The 19,017-nt window shown below is 70.6% G+C and carries 22 protein-coding genes; 13 read left to right on the top strand and 9 right to left on the bottom strand.

What is annotated here, in order from left to right; all coding sequences use genetic code 11:
• Nucleotides 1-56 precede the first annotated feature (56 nt).
• Complete coding sequence (locus tag SGFS_RS02575) at nt 57-1,301, top strand: cytochrome P450 (RefSeq protein WP_286247268.1); 1,245 nt, start codon at nt 57-59, stop codon at nt 1,299-1,301.
• 251 nt (nt 1,302-1,552) lie between these two features.
• Nucleotides 1,553-2,362 carry an SAM-dependent methyltransferase gene (locus SGFS_RS02570; RefSeq protein ID WP_286247266.1) on the top strand — a complete coding sequence of 270 codons (810 nt, stop codon included), beginning with the start codon at nt 1,553-1,555 and terminating at the stop codon, nt 2,360-2,362.
• A 66-nt stretch (nt 2,363-2,428) separates the two neighbouring features.
• Here the strand turns inward: SGFS_RS02570 and SGFS_RS02565 are convergent, their stop codons facing one another.
• Nucleotides 2,429-2,962: a response regulator transcription factor gene (locus SGFS_RS02565; RefSeq protein ID WP_286247264.1), complete on the bottom strand. Its 534-nt coding sequence runs from the start codon at nt 2,960-2,962 to the stop codon at nt 2,429-2,431.
• Nucleotides 2,963-3,447: 485 nt separating this feature from the next.
• Between SGFS_RS02565 and SGFS_RS02560 the strand changes: the two genes are divergently transcribed.
• Both SGFS_RS02560 and SGFS_RS02550 read left to right on the top strand, forming a co-directional pair.
• Nucleotides 3,448-3,606: a hypothetical protein gene (locus tag SGFS_RS02560; RefSeq protein ID WP_286247262.1), complete on the top strand. Its 159-nt coding sequence runs from the start codon at nt 3,448-3,450 to the stop codon at nt 3,604-3,606.
• 491 nt (nt 3,607-4,097) lie between these two features.
• Complete coding sequence (locus SGFS_RS02550) at nt 4,098-5,309, top strand: FAD-dependent monooxygenase (protein ID WP_286247260.1); 1,212 nt, start codon at nt 4,098-4,100, stop codon at nt 5,307-5,309.
• Nucleotides 5,310-5,322: 13 nt separating this feature from the next.
• Here the strand turns inward: SGFS_RS02550 and SGFS_RS02545 are convergent, their stop codons facing one another.
• Both SGFS_RS02545 and SGFS_RS02540 read right to left on the bottom strand, forming a co-directional pair.
• Nucleotides 5,323-5,949: an alpha-ketoglutarate-dependent dioxygenase AlkB gene (locus SGFS_RS02545; protein ID WP_286247257.1), complete on the bottom strand. Its 627-nt coding sequence runs from the start codon at nt 5,947-5,949 to the stop codon at nt 5,323-5,325.
• Nucleotides 5,950-6,150: 201 nt separating this feature from the next.
• Complete coding sequence (locus SGFS_RS02540) at nt 6,151-6,828, bottom strand: AIM24 family protein (RefSeq protein ID WP_286247255.1); 678 nt, start codon at nt 6,826-6,828, stop codon at nt 6,151-6,153.
• Between the two features lie 101 nt (nt 6,829-6,929).
• Between SGFS_RS02540 and SGFS_RS02535 the strand changes: the two genes are divergently transcribed.
• Complete coding sequence (locus SGFS_RS02535) at nt 6,930-7,601, top strand: NUDIX domain-containing protein (protein ID WP_286247254.1); 672 nt, start codon at nt 6,930-6,932, stop codon at nt 7,599-7,601.
• A gap of 31 nt (nt 7,602-7,632) precedes the next feature.
• On the opposite strand, the gene SGFS_RS02530 is transcribed toward SGFS_RS02535, so the two are convergent.
• Nucleotides 7,633-8,550: a LysR family transcriptional regulator ArgP gene (locus SGFS_RS02530; RefSeq protein ID WP_286259747.1), complete on the bottom strand. Its 918-nt coding sequence runs from the start codon at nt 8,548-8,550 to the stop codon at nt 7,633-7,635.
• A 68-nt stretch (nt 8,551-8,618) separates the two neighbouring features.
• On the opposite strand from SGFS_RS02530, the gene SGFS_RS02525 reads away from it, so the two are divergent.
• The 3 genes from SGFS_RS02525 (at nt 8,619) to SGFS_RS02515 (ending at nt 11,741) form a co-directional block, all read left to right on the top strand.
• Nucleotides 8,619-9,239, top strand: a complete 621-nt coding sequence (locus SGFS_RS02525; RefSeq protein ID WP_286247252.1) for a LysE/ArgO family amino acid transporter — start codon at nt 8,619-8,621, stop codon at nt 9,237-9,239.
• Nucleotides 9,240-9,367: 128 nt separating this feature from the next.
• Nucleotides 9,368-10,669 (top strand): MFS transporter, encoded by a 1,302-nt coding sequence (locus SGFS_RS02520; RefSeq protein WP_434026035.1) that lies wholly within the window; start codon nt 9,368-9,370, stop codon nt 10,667-10,669.
• Between the two features lie 103 nt (nt 10,670-10,772).
• Nucleotides 10,773-11,741: an aldo/keto reductase gene (locus SGFS_RS02515; protein WP_286247249.1), complete on the top strand. Its 969-nt coding sequence runs from the start codon at nt 10,773-10,775 to the stop codon at nt 11,739-11,741.
• A gap of 12 nt (nt 11,742-11,753) precedes the next feature.
• On the opposite strand, the gene SGFS_RS02510 is transcribed toward SGFS_RS02515, so the two are convergent.
• From SGFS_RS02510 to SGFS_RS02495, 4 genes are all read right to left on the bottom strand, one after another.
• A complete protein-coding gene (locus SGFS_RS02510) occupies nt 11,754-11,918 on the bottom strand; it encodes a hypothetical protein (RefSeq protein ID WP_286247247.1) in 165 nt (54 codons plus the stop codon).
• A gap of 15 nt (nt 11,919-11,933) precedes the next feature.
• Nucleotides 11,934-12,434 carry a hypothetical protein gene (locus tag SGFS_RS02505; protein WP_286247245.1) on the bottom strand — a complete coding sequence of 167 codons (501 nt, stop codon included), beginning with the start codon at nt 12,432-12,434 and terminating at the stop codon, nt 11,934-11,936.
• Nucleotides 12,435-12,512: 78 nt separating this feature from the next.
• Nucleotides 12,513-13,049: a DUF6624 domain-containing protein gene (locus SGFS_RS02500; protein WP_286259746.1), complete on the bottom strand. Its 537-nt coding sequence runs from the start codon at nt 13,047-13,049 to the stop codon at nt 12,513-12,515.
• Nucleotides 13,050-13,063: 14 nt separating this feature from the next.
• On the bottom strand, nt 13,064-13,495 hold the full coding sequence (locus tag SGFS_RS02495; protein WP_286247243.1) for an ATP-binding protein: 432 nt from the start codon (nt 13,493-13,495) through the stop codon (nt 13,064-13,066).
• Nucleotides 13,496-13,802: 307 nt separating this feature from the next.
• Between SGFS_RS02495 and SGFS_RS02490 the strand changes: the two genes are divergently transcribed.
• A complete protein-coding gene (locus SGFS_RS02490; RefSeq protein WP_286247242.1) occupies nt 13,803-14,627 on the top strand; it encodes an SDR family NAD(P)-dependent oxidoreductase in 825 nt (274 codons plus the stop codon).
• Between the two features lie 23 nt (nt 14,628-14,650).
• Here the strand turns inward: SGFS_RS02490 and SGFS_RS02485 are convergent, their stop codons facing one another.
• On the bottom strand, nt 14,651-16,063 hold the full coding sequence (locus SGFS_RS02485) for a tetratricopeptide repeat protein (RefSeq protein WP_286247240.1): 1,413 nt from the start codon (nt 16,061-16,063) through the stop codon (nt 14,651-14,653).
• A 304-nt stretch (nt 16,064-16,367) separates the two neighbouring features.
• Here SGFS_RS02485 and SGFS_RS02480 point away from each other — a divergent pair, with 304 nt between their 5' ends.
• The 4 genes from SGFS_RS02480 to SGFS_RS02465 all read left to right on the top strand — a co-directional run bounded on the left by SGFS_RS02480 (nt 16,368) and on the right by SGFS_RS02465 (nt 19,006).
• Complete coding sequence (locus SGFS_RS02480) at nt 16,368-17,189, top strand: helix-turn-helix domain-containing protein (RefSeq protein WP_286259744.1); 822 nt, start codon at nt 16,368-16,370, stop codon at nt 17,187-17,189.
• A gap of 2 nt (nt 17,190-17,191) precedes the next feature.
• Nucleotides 17,192-17,437, top strand: a complete 246-nt coding sequence (locus tag SGFS_RS02475; protein ID WP_286247238.1) for a DUF397 domain-containing protein — start codon at nt 17,192-17,194, stop codon at nt 17,435-17,437.
• A gap of 194 nt (nt 17,438-17,631) precedes the next feature.
• On the top strand, nt 17,632-18,222 hold the full coding sequence (locus tag SGFS_RS02470) for a hypothetical protein (RefSeq protein WP_286247235.1): 591 nt from the start codon (nt 17,632-17,634) through the stop codon (nt 18,220-18,222).
• Nucleotides 18,197-19,006 (top strand): SAM-dependent methyltransferase, encoded by an 810-nt coding sequence (locus SGFS_RS02465; protein ID WP_286247233.1) that lies wholly within the window; start codon nt 18,197-18,199, stop codon nt 19,004-19,006. Before SGFS_RS02470 ends, SGFS_RS02465 begins: the two co-directional genes overlap by 26 nt.
• Nucleotides 19,007-19,017 lie beyond the last annotated feature (11 nt).

The following is a 19,017-nucleotide window of genomic DNA, read 5'->3' as shown; positions in this document are numbered from 1 at the left end:
ACGCCCTCGCTCGACCGAACCACGCACACACCCAGGACCGACCTACAGGAGAAGACATGACCGACACGACACTCGTGGAAGCCGGCGACCCTGCCGAGGACGCCCCGGAGTGGCCCATGAAGCGGGACACCGGCTGCCCGTTCGACCCGCCGCCGGGCGTGCGGAAGCTGCTCGCCGAGAAGCCCCTCTCGCGGGCGCGGATCTGGGACGGCAGCACGCCCTGGGTCGTCACCCGCCACGCCGACCAGCGGGCCCTGCTCAGCGACCCGCGCGTCAGCCACGACGGCCTCCGCGACGGTTACCCGCACATCAGCGCGGACTTCAAGTTCCTCAGCATGGCCCAGCCGTCCTTCGCCGGGCAGGACGACCCCGAGCACGGCAGAATCCGCCGGATGGTCACCCTGCCGTTCACGGCCCGGCGGATCGAGGCCATGCGGCCGGCCATCCAGAAGATCACCGACGAGCTGATCGACGGGATGCTGGCGGGCCCCAAACCGGTCGACCTGGTGGAGGCGCTCGCCCTGCCGGTGCCGGTCCGGGTGATCTGCGAGATGCTCGGAGTCCCCTACGAGGACCGTGAGTTCCTGCAGCAGAACAACAACGCGATGATCTACCGCGACACCGCTCAGGGCGACGCGCAGAAGGCCGCCATCGCGCAGGCCATGTATCTGAAGGAGCTGGTCGGTACCAAGCTCGGCGACCGCGGCGACGACATCCTGTCCGACCTCGCGGTGCAGGTCGAGGCCGGCGAGATCACCCAGGACGACGCCGCCGGCATCGGCATGATGCTGCTCGGCGCCGGACACGAGACCACCGCCAACATGATCGCGCTGGGCACCCTCGCCCTCCTGGAGAACCCGGAGCAACTGGCCGAGGTACGCGACAGCGACGACCCGAAGGTCATCGTCAACACGGTCGAGGAACTGCTGCGTTATCTGACGATCGCTCAGGACACCGTGCGCCGGATCGCCGCCGAGGACATCGAGATCGGCGGTGTGGTCATCAAGGCGGGCGAGGGCATCGTCTTCCCACTCAACGCCGCCAACTGGGACCCGGACCTCTACCCCGAGGCCCCCGACCGCCTCGACATCCACCGCGCCAACGCCCGCCGCCATCTGGCCTTCGGCTACGGCGTCCACCAGTGCCTGGGCGCCACCCTGGCCCGGGTCGAGCTCCAGATCGTCTACAGCACGCTCCTGCGCCGCATCCCCACCCTCGCCCTGGCCGGCACCCTCGATGAGATCCCCTTCAAGCACGACCAGATCGCCCACGGCGTCTACGAACTGCCCGTCACCTGGTGACCGACAGCGGCCCCGCCCTGCCTCTGGTTCGCACCACGGCGGACCTGAGGCAGGGCGCGAGCCGCCGCCAGAACTACTCGGTTGGGGGAGATGAACGACCGTGCGGGCGCGTTACGTTGGCGGGAAGAATCCGAGCAGGACGTTTGTGCTGCGGAAACCCGTCCGTGAGCTGGAAGGACCGCGATTGTCGGTCTTCCTCAAGCCTTAGAGGGCGTCACTTTCGTATGGGACCAGCGAATTCGGAGGGAACGATGTTCGACGCGTTCAGCCGCGAGGTCGGCGACTATTACGACCAGGCCAATGAACTGCTCCGCGCCATGTTCACGGACAACGTTCACTATGGGTACTGGCCGGATCCGTCCAGCATCGATCCGCTCGCCGAGGCCGGTGAGCGGATGACCGAGCAGCTCTACGAACGGCTCGACGTGAGCGCGGGGCACAAGGTGCTGGACGTGGGATGCGGCGTAGGGAAGCCCGCCGCGTGGCTGGCCCGGAAGACGGGCGCCACCGTGAAGGGCGCCAACGTCAGCCGCAACCAGTTGGAGGTCGCGCGGGACCGGGTCCGCTCCGAGGGACTGGAGGACCGGGTCTCGTTCGATCTGGCCGACGCCATGCACCTCCCTTACGCCGACGATTCCTTCGACCGGATCTGGGCCATCGAGTCGATGATCCATATGCCGGACCGCGATCAGGTGATGCGTGAGATGGCGCGTGTCCTGCGGCCTGGCGGACGCCTGGCGATCGCCGACATCGTGGTGCGCGGAACCCTCGACGACGTGGCGACAGCAGTGGTGGAAGGTTTCTGCACGCTCAGCACGGCACGCTCCCTGGAGCACATCGACAACTACCCCGCCCTGGTGGAGAAGGCCGGGCTCGACCTCCTGGAACTCACCGATGTGAGCGAGCAGACACGGCCCACCGGACCGGCGGTCCTGCCCGCCTTCGACGTCCTGCTGCCGACGCTCGGCGAGGAAGGCGTCGCCCAGTCGAAGAAGGCCTGGGGAGACATGTTCGACCTGCCCCAATACGGCTACGTGCTGCTCACCGCCGGCAAACCGTGACGGCCGACGCCGGCGCGGGCGGCGCTACGGCCGGGCCCCTTCAGACGTGGGCCCGGCCGTCGGCCGTCAGTGATGTGCCGTCTCACCGCCCGGATGCCCGAGCCAGCGGAGGAGGGCCTGCGAACGGCTTCGCACGCCGAGCTTTCCGTAGATATGGCTGAGATAGTTCCTGACCGTCTTCTCGGCCAGGCGCATCTCGACGGCGATCTCACGGACCGAGAGACCCGAGGCCAGCCGGGTCATGATCTCCCGCTCCTGCGGCGAGAGAGCCAGGGAAGGAGAGGAATCACCGGTACGGCCGGTCGCGCTCCCGCTCGTGTCCGGTCTCGCCACGGCCGCTGTCTGCCGTAGCGCGCCCCCCGGGCATGACGTGACCCTCGCGTGCTCGGCGATCTGTGGGGCGAGGATGGTGTGACCGTGCGATATGCAGTGCAGGGCCGCCGCGAGCAGGTCCGGATCCTCGATCTCCAGCAGATAGCCGATGGCTCCGCTGTCCAGGGCGAGGCACACGTCGTCCCAGTCGAGACAGGTCGCGAGGACGGCGAACGGCGGGAGACCGCCGTTCGCCTCGGTCGAGAACCGCCTTAACTCTTGGCCCATACGCGGGCCGTAGAAGAGGACGACATCGTCGGACGGACGGATCTCACATGGTTCGTGGACCCTCCTGCTGTGGAACCCCGTGACTTCGCAGGGGTCGGGGCATCGGTGGCTGACCAGCGCGACCGACAGGGGCGCTGACTGGGTGGGGACAGGGGTGGGGGAGACGGTAGAGGGTGGTGTCACTGCTGCTCCGTGCATGGGGGTGGAGAAGCCCCGGCGGGTGACTCGCTTCTCTATTTGGATCTTTTAGCACGTCGCTCACAGCTTCGCGAAGGGTTAGGAAAAATGGTCTGCACCTTACCGGCGCGGCAGGTGATGGCCGTCGTCATGGTGTCGGCCCGGCGAGTCCCTGAACGGTCCCGTGGACGGCAAGGGGCGATGAGCCCCAGGTGCCCGCGCATCAACACCAGTCCCCAGCGGTTGACTCTGCGAGTGTCGGCGCGCGCGGGATCACGGGCCCGGACGCGCGGAACGGAAGCACTGTGGTGCGCAACCACGCCCGCAAAGCCGATGCCCGCCGCCGTACCGCAGCCGGCGACGGCAGCCACCGTCGCACCGCGGTACCTGCCCCACCCCGGCGGCGCGTCGCGACCGGACTGTCCGACCTGGACGACCTGCGCGGTGGCGGGCTGAGCACACTGTGATCACCGCCCGCACGGCCATGGGCAAATCGATGCTGGCCATGACGGTCGCCCGTCACTGCGCCCTGCGCGCGGGCCGCCCGATGTCGACACCGTGACGACCGCCGACGAGTCCATCACCTTTGCCCTCCCGCACGAGCTCCGTCGCAATCTGCGACGACAGCAGCCACGGACTGCGCGCGGGGGCGGCGACGACGGCGGATCCGCGACAGCAGCGAGCTCCCGGTGCCCAGCCAGGCCGGGGGCTCGCTCACGCATTCCACGGGAATTGTGGAAGTACGTCCCGCAGTATTTCCACGACGCTCCTGCGCCCCAGACACGGCCTGCTCCCAGGGGAAAATCCGTGCGGCGGCGAAGGGGACGCCGGCGATCTCCCGGTGTGGGTGAGAAGCGAGTGGCCTTGGTGGTGGGCGCAACGTGACACGGATCGAGACCGACTTCTCCTGCTACTCTTCGTGGCAAAGTGATCGCTTTGCGTAGCAATGGGAGTGGGTGTGAAGATCACGTGCGTCGGCGGCGGGCCCGCGAGCCTCTACTTCTCGATCCTGATGAAGCGGCAGGACCCGTCCCACGACATCACCGTCCATGAACGGAACCCCGCCGGATCGACCTACGGCTGGGGTGTGACCTACTGGGCCGAACTGCTCGACAGGCTCCGCGAGGTCGATCCCGAGACGGCCCTCGCCATCGGCGCCGACTCCGTCAGCTGGAACGCCGGGGTCGCCCACGTCCGGGACCGCTCGACGGTCCAGCCGGGCGACGAGGCCTTCGGCATCGGCCGACGCCGTCTGCTCGAACTGCTCGCCGAGCGGGCACGATCGCTCGGCGTACGTGTCGAGTACGAGCACGAGATCAGGCCGGACGATCTGCCCCACGCCGACCTGATCGTCGCGGGCGACGGAGTCAACAGCGCCCTGCGCACCCGCCACGCCGACCACTTCGGCACCGACATCACGCTCGGCCGCAACAGCTACATCTGGCTCGGTACCACCAAGGTCTTCGACTCCTTCACCTTCTCCTTCCAGGAGACCGACCACGGCTGGATCTGGGCCTACGCCTACCGGTTCAGCAACGAGCAGAGCACGCTCGTCGTCGAGTGCTCCCCGGAAACCCTCACCGGCCTCGGCCTCGACCGCCTCGACGAGCCCGACGGGCTCGCCCTCCTGGAGAAGCTCTTCGACGGCATCCTCGACGGCCACGCGCTCATCGGCCGGGACAGGGCCGACGGCACACCCCAGTGGCTGAACTTCCGCACGCTGACCAACCGCACCTGGCACCACGGCAACCTGGTCCTGCTCGGCGACGCCGCCCACACCACCCACTACTCCATCGGCGCGGGCACCACCCTCGCCCTGGAGGACGCCATGTGCCTGGCCGAGGCCCTCGCCACACACCCCGAGACGGAGACCGCGCTCGCCGCGTACGAACGGCAGCGCAAGTCCGACCTCCTTCGTCTGCAGAGCGCGGCCCGCCACAGCGCCCAGTGGTACGAGAACCTCCAGCGCTACATCGACCTCCCCCCGGAGCAGATGTTCGCCCTCCTCGGCCAGCGGCACTCCCCGCTACTGCCGTATGTGCCGCCGCAGCTCTACTACCGGCTCGACCGCGCCGCCGGGCGGCTCGAGGCCCTGCGGCGCTTCAAGCGCTGGCTCGGCCCGCTGCTGGCGCGCACGTCGCAGTCCCGCGCACTCGCCGCCCGCGAGTAGCCGGGGGTCGCCCTCACCGCACGCCCTGCGGCCGGAACTGGATGCTGATGCGCGGCCCCACCGCACGCGTCGACTTGGGCACGGCATGGTCCCAGGTGCGCTGGCAGGAGCCGCCCATCACGATCAGATCGCCGTGCCCGAGCGGGAAGCGGAGCGAGTCGCCGCCCCGGCGCGGCCGCAGGGCGAGGTCGCGGGGGTCGCCCACGGACAGGATCGCCACCATCGTGTTCTCACGCGCTCCCCGCCCGATGCGGTCGCCGTGCCAGGCGACACTGTCCCGGCCGTCCCGGTAGTAGCAGAGCCCCGCCGTGGCGAACGGCTCGCCCAGCTCGGCGGCGTAGTGCGCGGTGAGCGCGGCCCGTGCCTCCGCCAGGACGGGATGCGGGAGGGCGTCGTCGGCCCCGTAGTACGCGAGCAGCCGGGGCACGTCCACGACCTGCTCGTACATCTGCCGCCGCTCGGCCAGCCACGGCACCTCCTCGGCCAGCCGCGCGAACAGCTCGTCCGCCCCGGTGAGCCAGCCGGGCAGCAGATCGATCCAGGCCCCGGCGCCCAGCTCGCGGCGCCGGATCCCGTCGAGGGGCGCGAGGCGGAGGTCGTCGGACTGGTCGAAGAGGGAGCCCTGGAGGTGCATGGCCATGCGACCAGCGTAACTCGTTAATCAGAAACATGTTCGATATGGGTCGCGTGGGTCGACATGGGCAGGGGTGTGCCCCGCTGCCCCGCTGCCCTGCGACGAGGCGCCCGCGGCCTTTGAAAGAGCTCGATGAGACTGGTCGAACTCCATTGAGACGGGGCACCCGCCGTACAACACGGCGAGGCGCCCCCTGCCTATCCGCTCTCAGTGCTGCTGCGCCTTCTGCGGCGTCAGTTCGCTCGGCCGTACGACCACGAAGCCCTCGCCCTCCAGCTTCAGCTGCACCGCCTCGCCGGAGCCGCCGCGGATCATCGAACCGAAGGACTGCGACCGGTGCAGCGAGGTGTGGAGGTTGGCGGACCAGCCCACCACCGCGTCCGTGTCGACGTACACGGGCAGCTGCTGCGAGACCGGGATGACCAGCGGATTGCCGTCACAGACCAGGCCCAGCCGCCCCTGGCCGGTGAACACACTGTTGAACAGGCCGCCGCCGGTCATGCCGGCGCCCTTCACGGTCTTGATGTCGTACGACAGCGAGGCGTCGAAACAGAGCACGTTGCGGCCGTTGACGGTGAACACGTCACCGGGCTCGATGTCGACGATGAAACAGTTCTGCGCCTCGTGCGCGAACCAGGCCTCGCCCTGCCCGCGCACCGCCATCAGCGGCAGGCCCTCCCCGGTCACCGCGCGCTTGAGCATGCCGCCCACGCCCTGGCCCTTGCGTTCGAACTGGAGATTGCCGCGGTGGGCGATCATCGCGCCCTGCCGCGCCAGCATCTCGCCGTTCACGACGTACTTGACGGACTTGGCGTTCTGCACGCTCATCCCCGGCGCCTGCGCCGGCTGCACCATGTGCTCACTGGAGAAAAGATCACTCTTCATACGGGCATGCTGTCCCGGAGTGCCCGATTCCGCCAAGCGACGCGCACGACAGGCGAATTGAGCCGCCTGGCAACGGCCGGATCGAAATGGTAAAAGCGGACATGACCAACAAGACCGTCGGCATCGACACCCCGGACCGCCGGGGACGCACCGGACTCGACCGCGTCGGCCGGGACCTCACCGGCAACCCGCGCGTCAGGGTGCGGGACGTGAAACTGCTGTCCTGCCACTGGTACGTGGAGCGCACGACGACCTTCGACTTCCAGCACGGCGACGGCACCTGGAGCACCCAGGAACGCGAGACCCACGACCGGGGCAACGGCGCCACCATGCTGCTGTACGACGCCGACCGCGAAACCGTGCTGCTCACCCGGCAGTTCCGCTACCCCGTCTATGTCAACGGCCACCCCGACGGCATGCTCGTCGAGACCCCCGGCGGACTGCTCGACGAGGAGGACGAGCACCCCGAGGTCGCCGTCCGCCGCGAGGTCGTCGAGGAGACCGGCCACACCATCGGCGAGGTCCAGCACGTCTTCGACGTCTATATGAGCCCCGGCTCGGTCACCGAACGCGTGAGCTTCTACGCCGCCTCGTACGGCCCGTCGACGCGTACCCACGAGGGCGGCGGCCTCGAAGAGGAGGGCGAGGACATCGAGATCGTCGAACTGCCCTTCCGGCGCGCCCTGGAGATGATCCGCACCGGCGAGATCGCCGACGCCAAGACCATCATGCTGCTGCAATGGGCGGCGCTGGAGGGGCCGTTCAAGACCTGATCCCGGTGGCCTTCGTCCCCGACCGCGGTCGTCAGGGGGCCAACGCCTCGGCGGCCTCGGCGGCGACCGCCTCCGCCACGGCTGTCAGCGCGGGAGAGTCCAGCTTCCACTGCTGCCAGAACAGGGGAGCGTCCACGGCCTGCTCGGGCGCCAGGTCGACGAGCCGCCCGGCGGCGAGCAGCGGCCCGGCCTGGGCGGCGGGCACCATGCCCCAACCCATCCCGGCGGCCACGGCGTCGACGAAGCCCTCCGAGGTCGGCACGTAGTGCCGTCGGGCGCCGGCCGGGCGGCCCCGCGTCAGCTCCCGTACGAAGGTGTCCTGGAACTCGTCCCGCCGGTCGAAGAACACCACCGGCGCGTCGGCGATCACTTCATCGAGGGGCCTGCCCGATCCTCTGCCCAGCCACCGCTCCGCGAATGCGGGGGCGGCGACCGGCAAGTACCGCATCCGGCCGAGCGGACGCACCGAGCAGCCCGCCACGGCGTCCGGCGCCGCCGTGACCGCCGCCATCACCAGCCCCTCGCGCAGCAGCCGCGCCGTGTACTGCTCGTCCTCGCGGCGCAGCTCGTAGCAGGGGCGCAGCTCCTCGGGCACCCGCGTCAGCGCGGGCAGGAACCAGGTCGCCAGCGAGTCGGCGTTCACCGCGATCGACACCCGGGTGGCCTCGCCGGAGCCGGTCATACCGAGCGCGGTGTGCGCGTCGTGTTCGAGCCGGGCCAGTTGGCGCGCGAACCGGACGATCACCTCGCCCGACTCGGTCGGCCGCACCGGCTTCTCCCGGATCAGCAGGACCCGGCCCACCCGCTGCTCCAACGCCTTGACCCGCTGACTGACCGCCGAGGGCGTCACATGCAGCACACCGGCCGCCGCGTCGAACGTGCCCTCGTCCACCACCGCGAGCAGGGTGCGCACCAGATCGAGCGGAAGCTCCGAGACATGGGTCGACATCACGAGTGCTAATGATAGGTAAGAATCTTTAGCTGTACTACGCGCTCCGGAGTTCCTAGCGTCGTGGTGTGAACAACGCACTGACCGTCCTCGCCGCCGGCTTCGGCACCGGCCTGTCCCTCATCGTCGCCATCGGCGCCCAGAACGCCTTCGTCCTGCGCCAGGGCCTCCACCGGGACGCCGTACTCCCCGTCGTCGCCATCTGCGCCCTCTCCGACGCGGTCCTGATCGCCCTCGGCGTCGGCGGCGTCGGCGCCGTGATCGTCGCCTGGCCCACCGCCCTGACCGCGGTGGCCCTCGTGGGCGGCGGCTTCCTCGTCGTCTACGGCGCCCTGGCCGCCCGGCGCGTCCTGCGGCCCGACGGAGGTGCCCTGCGAGCGGCCGAGGTCGGCACCGCGGGCTCACTGCGCCGGGCTGTGCTCACCTGTCTGGCGCTGACCTGGCTCAACCCGCACGTCTACCTCGACACCGTGTTCCTGGTCGGCTCCATCGCCGCCGACCGCGGCGACCTGCGCTGGACCTTCGGGCTCGGCGCGGGCCTCGCGAGCCTGTGCTGGTTCGCCGCCCTCGGCTTCGGCGCCCGGCTCCTCAGCGGTCTGCTGGCCAGCCCGAAGGCCTGGCGGATCCTGGACGGGCTGGTCGCGGCGACGATGCTCGCGCTCGGCGTGACACTGATCGCCGGGGCGTGATCCGGTGGCCGCTGTCCTAGGACGGACCGACAGCATGTGAGACGGCGTCGAATCCGCCTGTCCCGGTGGCGGCGGCCTCCGCGATAGTGGTGTCCGTATCGAAAGATGTATCGAGCAACAGGATGCGCGTGGACACCACCAAGAGCAGCACCGGCGACGACACAGCCCCGGAGGACGACGCGAAGACCGCCCCCCGCCGGGGCTGGCGCCGCTTCGCGATGGACACCAGGCCGCTGCGCCGTCCCGCCTACCGGCGCCTGTGGTCCTCGACCGTCGTCACGGCGGTCGGCAGCCAACTGACCGCCGTCGCCGTGCCCAAGCAGATCTACGACATCACCGGCTCCTCGGCCTGGGTCGGCTACGCGAGCCTCGCCGGACTGCTGCCCCTGGTGGTGTTCGCACTGTGGGGCGGCGCGGTCGCCGACAGCGTGGACCGCCGCACGCTGCTGCTGATCACCAACACCGGTATCGCCGTCACCTCGGTGCTGTTCTGGGTCCAGGCCGTCACCGGTCTCGAATCGGTGTGGGCACTGATGGCGCTGCTCGCCCTCCAGCAGGCGTTCTTCGGCCTCAACTCGCCCGCCCGCAACGCCTCCGTGGCCCGGCTGGTCCCCGCCGGCGAACTGGCCGCGGCGGCCGCCCTCGGCTCGACCGTGATGCAACTCGGCCTGGTGGCGGGCCCGTTGCTCGCCGGTGCCCTGATCCCGGTGATCGGCCTGGCGGAGCTGTACCTGATCGACGCGCTCGCCCTCTGCGTCACCCTGTGGGCGGTCTACAAGCTGCCCTCCCTGCCGCCCCAGGACACCTCGACGACCCGGCGCGCCGGCTGGCGGGAGGTCCTCGCGGGCTTCCGCTACATCTCCTTGCACAAGGTGCTGCTGCTCTCCTTCCTCGCCGACATCATCGCCATGGTCCTGGGCATGCCCCGAGCCCTCTTCCCCCAGCTCGCCGACACCACGTACGCGCCCTACGGCGAAGGCCTCGCCCTCGGCCTGCTGTTCGCCGCGATTCCCATCGGGGCCGTCGTCGGCGGTCTGATGTCGGGCACCTTCTCCCGCTCGAACCGGCACGGCCTCATGGTCATCGCGGCCGTCATGGCCTGGGGCGCGGCCGTCACGGGCTTCGGACTGAGCACCAGCCTGTGGCTCGCCGTGGTGTTCCTCGCGGTCGCAGGTGTCGCCGACATGGTCTCCATGGTCTTCCGCGGCGCCATCCTGCTGTCCGCGGCCACCGACGAGATGCGCGGCCGTATGCAGGGGGTCTTCACCGTGGTCGTCGCCGGTGGTCCCCGCCTCGCCGACGTCCTGCACGGCACGGCCGGCTCGGCCTTCGGCGCCCGTACGGCCGTCGCGGGGGGCGGCCTGCTCGTCATCGGCGCGATGCTGCTGCTGGCGACGGTGACCCCAGCGCTGCGCCGCTACCGGATCTGATCGGGTCCGGCGCGAAGAGCACGCGCAAAAGGATGGGAAGGGCACGCGCGCCCTCTCGTACGCTGCCTCTCAGGCGCACACCCCACAGGCAGGAGTAGCGACGATGCAGTACGTGAAGCTCGGTTCGACGGGTCTGGACGTGTCCCGGATCTGTGTGGGCTGCATGAGTTTCGGTATCCCCGACCGAGGCACCCACGAGTGGACCCTGGACGAGGAGGCGTCACGCCCGCTGATCCGCCGGGCTCTTGACGCCGGGATCAACTTCTTCGACACGGCCAACGTCTACTCCGACGGCACCAGCGAGGAGATCGTCGGCCGGGCGCTGGCGGAGTTCGCACGCCGCGAGGAGATCGTCCTCGCCACCAAGGTGAACGGCGCCATGCACCAAGGGCCCAACGGCCGGGGCCTGTCCCGCAAGGCGATCATGACGGAGATCGACAACAGTCTGCGCCGCCTCGGCACCGATTACGTCGACCTCTACCAGATCCACCGCTTCGACCCGGACACCCCGGTCGAGGAGACCATGGAGGCCCTGCACGACGTGGTCAAGGCGGGCAAGGCCCGTTACCTCGGGGCGAGTTCGATGTACGCCTGGCAGTTCGCCAAGCTGCAGCACACCGCCCGGTCGAACGGCTGGACACGGTTCGTGTCCATGCAGAACCACTACAACCTCCTCTATCGCGAGGAGGAGCGCGAGATGCTCCCGCTGTGCGAGGACCAGGGCGTCGCCACGCTGCCGTGGAGCCCGCTGGCCAGGGGCCGCCTCACCCGCGACTGGGGCACCGTCACCGAACGCAGCGGCACGGACGACTTCGGCAACACCCTGTACCAGGAGGGCGACCGCGACATCGTCGAGGCCGTCACCCGTATCGCCGACGAGCGCGGGGTCCCGAGGGCGCGAGTCGCTCTCGCCTGGCTGCTGAGCCGTGCCACCGTGGCCGCCCCGATCGTCGGCGCCACCAAGCCGCACCACCTCGACGACGCCGTGGCAGCCCTCGATCTCACCCTCACCGAGAAGGAGACCGAGGAACTGGAACGGCCGTACACAGCCCGGGCGATCGCGGGCCACTGACCCTGGGCGGGCTCACTTCCCCGGGTGCGGACCGAGCCACCCGGGGGAGGGCGCCCCGGTCACCTCGCCGATGGACAGTGTGAGCTGCCGACCGAAGTGTTCGACCGGACCGCGGTGGCCCACGAACTCCTGGAAGCCGCCGAGCAGGCCGTCGCCCGTCGTGTCACGGTCGCCCACCGATTACCCGGCGCCTCAGGGGCGGGCGTACTCCCGGCGGACCGTCGCGGCGAGCCGTGTGAGCGCCTCCTCGGCGCCCTCGCGGTCCGTCCTGTCCAGTAGCGCGAGGGCGTTCGCCGCCGCCTCCCGCACGGAGTGCGGCACCTCGTCGAGGGCCGCCATCCGGTAGGCGATGGTGCGGCGCGCCACGCGCTCCTCGTCGGTGACTCCGGCCGGCCCGGTGCGCGGGAACACCGCCGCCTCGTAGGCGGTCACGTGGATGAGGACACCGTGCGCGATGCCCTCGGCGTACCCCCGCTGCCCGGCCTGCCGCTGGGCCACCGCGAAGTGCGCCATCGCCCGCCGCCGTACGACGAAGGACCCCGCCGCCCCGAAGGCCCCCGCCCCGACCGCCGCTCCCAGGGCGACGAGGGCACCGCCGAGCAGCATGCCGATGAGGGCGCCACCGGCCGCCAGCAGACAGGTCAGTCCCGTGGTGAGCGTCAGCAGCGCGCGTGAGGGGGTCATCGAGGCCATGAAGTGCAGTGTGACAGGCCGTACCCGGTGCGTGTGCGGCTGTTCGCCAGTCTTGGGAGGTGAAGAGCCCCCCCGTGCCTACAGGCCGCCGGCCGCCCGCAACCCGCGCCGCACCGCCCGCAGATGCTCCGCGAGCGGGCCGAGGCCCACGTCGTGGCGGCGTTCGTCGACGGACTCGGGATGCCGGACCGGGTACGGGAACAGCGTGCGCGGGTCGATGCGGGTGCCGTAGAACTGCGGCTGGCCCAGCTCGACCGCGCAGTGGTCGGCGATATAGGCGTGATGCACCGCCGGGCAGCCGCCGTCCGCCACCGCCTCGGCGATCAGATCCCGGCACGAGAGCTGGAAGCCCAGGTCGGAGGAGTGCAGCAGGATCACCAGGGCCGCCGTCGACGCGGGCTCCGCGACCAGCGCGGCGGTGGGCCAGCCGTGCCGGGCGACGATCTTCTCCAGGGCCAGGGCGTTGTCCGTACGGCACTGGGCGATACGGTGCCGAACGTGCGCGGTGGGCGCCGACCGCGCCTCGTACGCCAGCCGATGTTCCGCCTCGGCCCTGCGCAGCAGTTCGGCGGCGAGGTCCTCCTCGCGCGCGGTGGTGCTCGGTGTCTCCTCCATGGCCGACGCGCCCGTCAAGGCGTTTCCCAGGAGGGCTCCCGGACGACGAGCGAGAACCACACCTTCTTTCCCACGGCACCCGGTTCCGGCGGCTCAGTGCCCCAGTCGTCGGCCAGCGCGGCGACGATGGACAGCCCGCGCCCCGACTCGGCGGACCCGTCCACCGCACGCCGCACGGGCAACGCGGGCGAGGAATCGGCGAGTGTCACCCGCAGTTCGCGCTCGGAGCACTCCAGGACCACGGCGACGGTGTCGGAGGAGTCGGAGCTCGCGTGCCGGACGGCGTTGGCGAACAGCTCGTCCGTGGCGAGCACGGCGTCGTCGAGGAGCGCGGTGAGGTCCCACAGCTCCAGGTGCGCGGCCACCGCGCGCCGCACTCCGGCGGCGCACGACGGGTGCGCGGGCACCGCCATCTGGAAGACCCGGGACCGCCTGAGCGAGATCAAGGCAGCCTCACCACGCCCGTACCTAAGCCGACGGCCAGGGGCCCGACGGCCCCGCCGACGGAGCCGCCGTACACACTCCACCCGGGGTCCCGTCCCGGTGCGGCGGGGAGCGGGCCGTGAGGCGCGCCGACACTGGCTGCCGTCATCGATGTCCTCCTTGGTGCTGTGGGGGGGCAAGGCGGCGCGCCGCCGGTGCTGTTGTCGCAGACAACAGCACCGGACACACAAAACACCAGGTGGTGGAGGGGTTGTGCAGTTGCGGGCAAGTAGTGACGCGAGCGGTGTCCGCACGGCCATGGTGAACGGCATGCGAGGCAAGAGGGTGGTGGTCACCGGTGGCAGCCGGGGGCTGGGGGAGCAGATCGTACGGTTGTTGCTCGCCGAGGGGGCCCTGGTGGCGACCTGTGCCCGCGAGGCGGCGGGACTGAAGGCGCTGGACGCGTCCCTGAGCGAGGAGGCGCGCACCCGGCTGCTCACCGAAGAGCTGGACGTGACGGAGCCCGGCCGGTTGGAGGACTTCGTCAGCACTGCGGCGAAACGTTTCCGCGAGTCGGTCGGGCCAGCGGCACCCGACGATGTGAGAGCAGCGGCGGAAGCCGACGCACTGGACGGGATCGTGGCCTGCGTCGGCGGCTCCCGGGGCGGTGCCTTCGAGCAGACGGACATCGCGGACTGGGCCGCCACGTGGGAGATGAACATCGGACACGCCGTACGGCTGACCCGGGCGGCCCTGCCGTGCCTGCGGGGCGCGGGCGGCGGCTCGATCGTGCTGATCACCTCGATCTCCGGCTGGAAACCGGGGCCGCCCGCCCAGTACGGGGCGGCGAAGAGCGCCCAGATCCACCTGGCCGCCTCCCTCGCCCGCGAACTGGCCCCCGACGGCATCCGCGTCAACGCCGTCTCGCCCGGCTCGATGCTGATCCCCGGCCGTCGTTGGGACCGAATGCGCAAGGAGGACCCGAGGGCGTACGCCGCCTTCGCCGGAGCCGAACTCCCGGGCGGTGAACCGGTCACGCCGCAGGAGGTGGCACGCGCGGTGGTGTTCCTGCTGTCCGACTGGGCGAGCGGTGTCTCCGGCGCCCATCTGCCCGTGGACCGGGCGCAGAACGCGCCCTCGCCGTACGGCTACTGAGCAGCACTTGACCTGACGGCAGGTCAGGCCACCGCCCCGAGCACCACCCGTGACCTGCGTTCGAAGTCCTGCACGAGCGGCTCATGTCGACGGGATGCCAGCCGCCCCCGGAAGTCGCGCAGTGCCTGGATCGACCGCTCGCTGTGCACTCCGCTGAGCGCCTCCAGCGCTTCGCAGGCCGTGGCGATCGCCTCGTCCAGGCGGTTCTGCTGGAGATGGGCCGTGGCCAGCACGGACCGGCTGATGGCCTGGCGGCGCCGCCGGTCGGCGTGGGCGCGCACCGACTCGCTCGCGGTGTGCTCGGCCTGGGCGGAGAGCCCCAGGTCCCGGAAGCAGACGGCCGACTCGGCCTGGAGGTAGTGATGGTCGAGGAACCGCACCCAGGGCGACTCCTGGGCGGACCCGCGACTGTTGTCCAGCTCCTTCTCCGCCGACCGCAGCGCCTCGGCGGTCTCACGCGGCCGGCCCATCGCCGCGTGTCCGCGCGCGGACATGGCGTGCAGCCGCATCAGCCCGAGCGGGCTGCCCGCGTCCCGTGCCGTCGCCACCCCGGCACGGGCCAGCGCCACCCCCTCGTCGGGGCGGCCGAGGCCGGTCGCCAGATGGGACAGCCCGGCGAGGATCTGCCCGCCCAGCACCTGGTCGCGGCCCTCCGCGCAGAGCCTGAGCGCCTGCGTCATATAGCGCTGGGCGAGGCCGTACTCCCCGGCGTCGTACGAACTCCAGCCCGCCATCGCCGCGAGCCGGGCCGCGGCGGCGAACAGCTCCCGCCGCTGGTTCGCCGCTGTGCCGCGCTGCTGGAGCAGGGGGATGACCTCGGTGGTCAGATACTGCACGATGCTCGTGCGGACCCCGCCGCCGCCGTAGTGGTTGTCCATCTCGTCGAACATGCGGATCATCGCGTGGACCTGCTCCACCGGCCCCGCGCCCGAAGCGGACGCGAGTCGGGTGGCGCCCTGGCTCTCCACCAGCCAGAGCAGCCAGGCCCGTTGGGGGTTCGCCAGCGCGCCGGGCACGAACGGCACCGAGCCGAGGAGACTGCGCCGGGAGATGTCGGTCGAGCCCAGCTCGGCCAGTGTGTGCAGGGTCTCCGCCACGTTCTCCCCGTACACCAACGCCCGTGCCGTGACCGGGCGTCCGCGGTCGAGAGGGAAGCCCAGATCCGCCGGGGCGAGCGCCCGGCCCAGCCGCTCGCCGAGCACCGCCGCGATCAACTCCGGTGTGGTGCCCCGGGGTTGCTGGCCCTGTAACCAACGGGTGACCGACGCCTTGTCGTAGTTGGTGTCCAGGCCCTGGCAACGGCCCAGCTCATTGACCCGCAGGGCGAGCGAGGCGTACGAGCAGCCCGCCTCTTTCAGGGCGGCCGCCAGCGGTTTGTTGGGCCCGCTGGAACCCTTGACCGGAGTCCTCGTCTGTCCGTTCGTCACGGCGGCCATCCAGATGTCGCATCAGGTCGGCGCACGGCTGGAGCCCGTACCCGCCGAGGCGCCAACTACCGGACGGGCCGGAGGAGTTCGAGGAACGCTGCCGAAAGTGTGCGGCAGGTCACTCGATCACTATGGTGGCCGAACAACTCAGCTCGCAACCTGCGTTCTGATAATTTCAGAACGAACTGCAAGGACCTGTCCGTGTCAATGGAACGCGTGGCACACTGCACGCTGTGAATCCCGCCCCGGGAGGTTGCGCGTGAGTGAGACCCGCTCAGGAGGCAGCGCCCCCGCGGCGCCGACGGTCCTGCGCATGGTCCTCGGCAAGCGGCTCAGGCAACTGCGAGAGCAGGCCGGAGTCTCCTTCGACGAGGCCGCGCGCGCCATCGAGGTCACCCCCCTGACGGTCCGCCGCATGGAGAAGGCGGAGGTCGGACTCCGCATCCCCTACGTGAAGGAACTGCTGCGCACCTACGGGGTCGCCGGCGCCGAGATCGAGGACTTCGTCTCCCTCGCCCGCGAGGCCAACCAGCCCGGGTGGTGGCACAAGTTCCGCGATGTGCTGCCCGAGTGGTTCAGCGCCTATGTGAGCCTGGAGAGCGAAGCCGCCGTCATCCGCCTCTACGAACCCCAGTACGTGCCCGGCCTCCTCCAGACCCACGACTACGCCGCCGCCCTCCTGCGCGTCGGCTTCCCCAACGCGAGCCCCGAGGACGTCGAACGCCGGGTCGCGCTGCGCCTCAGGCGCCAGGACCTGCTGGCCAAATCCGAGGCACCCGCCGTCTGGGCCATCCTCGACGAGACCGTGCTGCGCCGGCCGGTGGGCGGCCCCGAGGTGATGCGGGCCCAGATCGACCGGCTCACCGAGGCGACGGAACGGCCCAAGGTCAGGATCCAGATCATGCGGTTCGCGGCCGGACCGCACCCCGGGGCGTACGGCCCCTTCCACTACTTCCGCTTCGGCTTCTCCGAACTCCCCGACATCGTCTACACCGAAGGCCTCGCGGGCGCCCAGTACGTCGACCAGCCCGCGGACGTCGTCACCTACCTGGAGGTACTGGACCGGATGTCCGTGCAGGCGGAACCGGTGGCCAGAACCAGGGACATCCTGGCGGCCCTACGCAAGGAGTTGTGAACATGGCATCCGACGGCCCCATCCGCAGCGGCATGCCCGCCCCCGACCTCGGCCCCGAGGGCTGGCACAAGCCCTGGAGCGGCACCAACGGAGGTTCCTGCGTCGAGGTCAAACGCCTGCCCGACGGCAGCGTCGCCTTCCGCCAGTCCACCGACCCCGACGGCCCCGCACTGATCTACTCAAGGGAGGAGATGACCGCGTTCCTGGAAGGGGCGAAGGCGGGCCAGGCCGACTTCCTCATCGCCTGACCCCGCCCACACGGCCGACAGGGACGCCACCACGCCCGCACAACCGGACAACCCGCACAGCCACTCCCCGCACCCGCGCGCCCCGCACACACTGTGGAGCCGACGACCGTCGAGCAGTACAGGAAGCAGGAAGGGGGGAGCGGCATGCGCACGCCGCCTCGTGCCCCGGGCCGGGCCGCTCCCGAGGGGCTCGGATGACACTGTCGGCCACGGTCACCCCGTACCGGACCCTGATCATCGAGGGCCACGAAGGGCGCGGCAGGGCCCGGCTGACCGCCGAACTGGCCCACCTCGGCTTCGAGGTCCGGCGCCTGCCGCCGGGCCTGCACCACCTCGACCCCGCCCTGCCCTACCGCGAACTGCTCGCCGGGCCCGGCCGGCTCGCCGTCGACGGCGGCCTCGTCCGGGAGCTCGTCTACGGGCCACTGCGCCGGGGCCGCTCCCGGGTGACCTGGATCCAGGCACTCGACTTCGCCGAGGCGGTCGCCGAACGCGACGGCGCCCTGCTCCACCTCACCGCCACCGGCCGCACCACCCGCGCACAGTGCCCGGAAGCCGCCGAGGCGGCCACCGCGTACGCCCGGGCGTACACCACCCTCGTCCAGCACGTGCCCGTCGTGACGCTCGACGTCGGCGATCCGGGCGAGCCGGGTCGTCCCGCAGGTGGCCCCGTACCCCGTCAGTCCCAACTCTGGCCAAATGCAGGGCAGTTGACGATAGGTTGGCCAGGACCGCGCGATGCGAGGCAGGAGAGAGCCCATGGCAGACAGCCGCCCCACCCCTGACCAGGAAGCACTGTCGAAGATCGACACCACGGTGCCCCACTCGGCCCGCATCTGGAACTACTGGATGGGCGGCAAGGACAACTACGACGTCGACCGCGTCGCCGGCGACGCCTACCGCGAGATCGCCCCCAACATCGAGACGATGGCCCGCGCCTCCCGCGTCTACCTCATCCGCACGGTCACCTTCGTCGCCCGCGAACTCGGCATCCGCCAGTTCCTCGACATCGGCACCGGCCTGCCCACGTACGACAACACCCACCAGGTCGCCCAGAAGGTCGCCCCCGAGTCCCGCATCGTCTACGTCGACAACGACCCCCTCGTCCTGCGGCACGCCCAGGCCCTGCTCACCAGCACCCCCGAGGGCGTCACCGACTACATCGACGCCGACCTGCACGAACCCGACAAGATCCTCGAAGCCGCCGGCGAGATCCTCGACTTCGACAAGCCGGTGGCCCTCATGCTCATGGGCATCCTCGGCCACATCCAGGACTACGAGGAGGCGAAGGACATCGTCCGCCGCCTCCAGGCCGCCCTGCCGTCGGGCAGCTACTTCGTGCACTACGACAGCACGGACACCGACGCCGAACTCAAACGCGCCCAGGAGGGCTACGACGACACCGGCGCCGTGCCGTACGTCCTGCGCAGCCCCGCCCAGCTGACGGCGTACTACGAAGGGCTCCGACTGCTGGAGCCGGGCATCGTCTCCTGCCCGCTGTGGCGCCCGGAACCGGGGACGGACCCGGAGCCGACCGACGTCTACGGGGGAGTGGCGTACAAGCCGTAAGGGGCGGGACC

Origin of the sequence: Streptomyces graminofaciens (assembly GCF_030294945.1) — a bacterium.
Taxonomy (GTDB): Bacteria; Actinomycetota; Actinomycetes; order Streptomycetales; family Streptomycetaceae; genus Streptomyces; species Streptomyces graminofaciens.
The sequence above is the reverse complement of the archived record's forward strand: the minus strand, read 5'-3'. Positions and strand labels throughout refer to the sequence as shown.

Coding starts and splice junctions, on each gene's coding strand:
- SGFS_RS02540 (WP_286247255.1), bottom strand. CDS start 6,828: ATGAAGAGTGATCTTTTCTCCAGTGAGCACATGGTGCAGCCGGCGCAG.
- SGFS_RS02465 (WP_286247233.1), top strand. CDS start 18,197: ATGGCAGACAGCCGCCCCACCCCTGACCAGGAAGCACTGTCGAAGATC.
- SGFS_RS02545 (WP_286247257.1), bottom strand. CDS start 5,949: ATGGCCATGCACCTCCAGGGCTCCCTCTTCGACCAGTCCGACGACCTC.
- SGFS_RS02500 (WP_286259746.1), bottom strand. CDS start 13,049: ATGGAGGAGACACCGAGCACCACCGCGCGCGAGGAGGACCTCGCCGCC.
- SGFS_RS02515 (WP_286247249.1), top strand. CDS start 10,773: ATGCAGTACGTGAAGCTCGGTTCGACGGGTCTGGACGTGTCCCGGATC.
- SGFS_RS02475 (WP_286247238.1), top strand. CDS start 17,192: ATGGCATCCGACGGCCCCATCCGCAGCGGCATGCCCGCCCCCGACCTC.
- SGFS_RS02470 (WP_286247235.1), top strand. CDS start 17,632: ATGACACTGTCGGCCACGGTCACCCCGTACCGGACCCTGATCATCGAG.
- SGFS_RS02565 (WP_286247264.1), bottom strand. CDS start 2,962: ATGGGCCAAGAGTTAAGGCGGTTCTCGACCGAGGCGAACGGCGGTCTC.
- SGFS_RS02505 (WP_286247245.1), bottom strand. CDS start 12,434: ATGGCCTCGATGACCCCCTCACGCGCGCTGCTGACGCTCACCACGGGA.
- SGFS_RS02575 (WP_286247268.1), top strand. CDS start 57: ATGACCGACACGACACTCGTGGAAGCCGGCGACCCTGCCGAGGACGCC.
- SGFS_RS02485 (WP_286247240.1), bottom strand. CDS start 16,063: ATGGCCGCCGTGACGAACGGACAGACGAGGACTCCGGTCAAGGGTTCC.
- SGFS_RS02535 (WP_286247254.1), top strand. CDS start 6,930: ATGACCAACAAGACCGTCGGCATCGACACCCCGGACCGCCGGGGACGC.
- SGFS_RS02530 (WP_286259747.1), bottom strand. CDS start 8,550: ATGTCGACCCATGTCTCGGAGCTTCCGCTCGATCTGGTGCGCACCCTG.
- SGFS_RS02570 (WP_286247266.1), top strand. CDS start 1,553: ATGTTCGACGCGTTCAGCCGCGAGGTCGGCGACTATTACGACCAGGCC.
- SGFS_RS02480 (WP_286259744.1), top strand. CDS start 16,368: ATGGTCCTCGGCAAGCGGCTCAGGCAACTGCGAGAGCAGGCCGGAGTC.
- SGFS_RS02490 (WP_286247242.1), top strand. CDS start 13,803: ATGCGAGGCAAGAGGGTGGTGGTCACCGGTGGCAGCCGGGGGCTGGGG.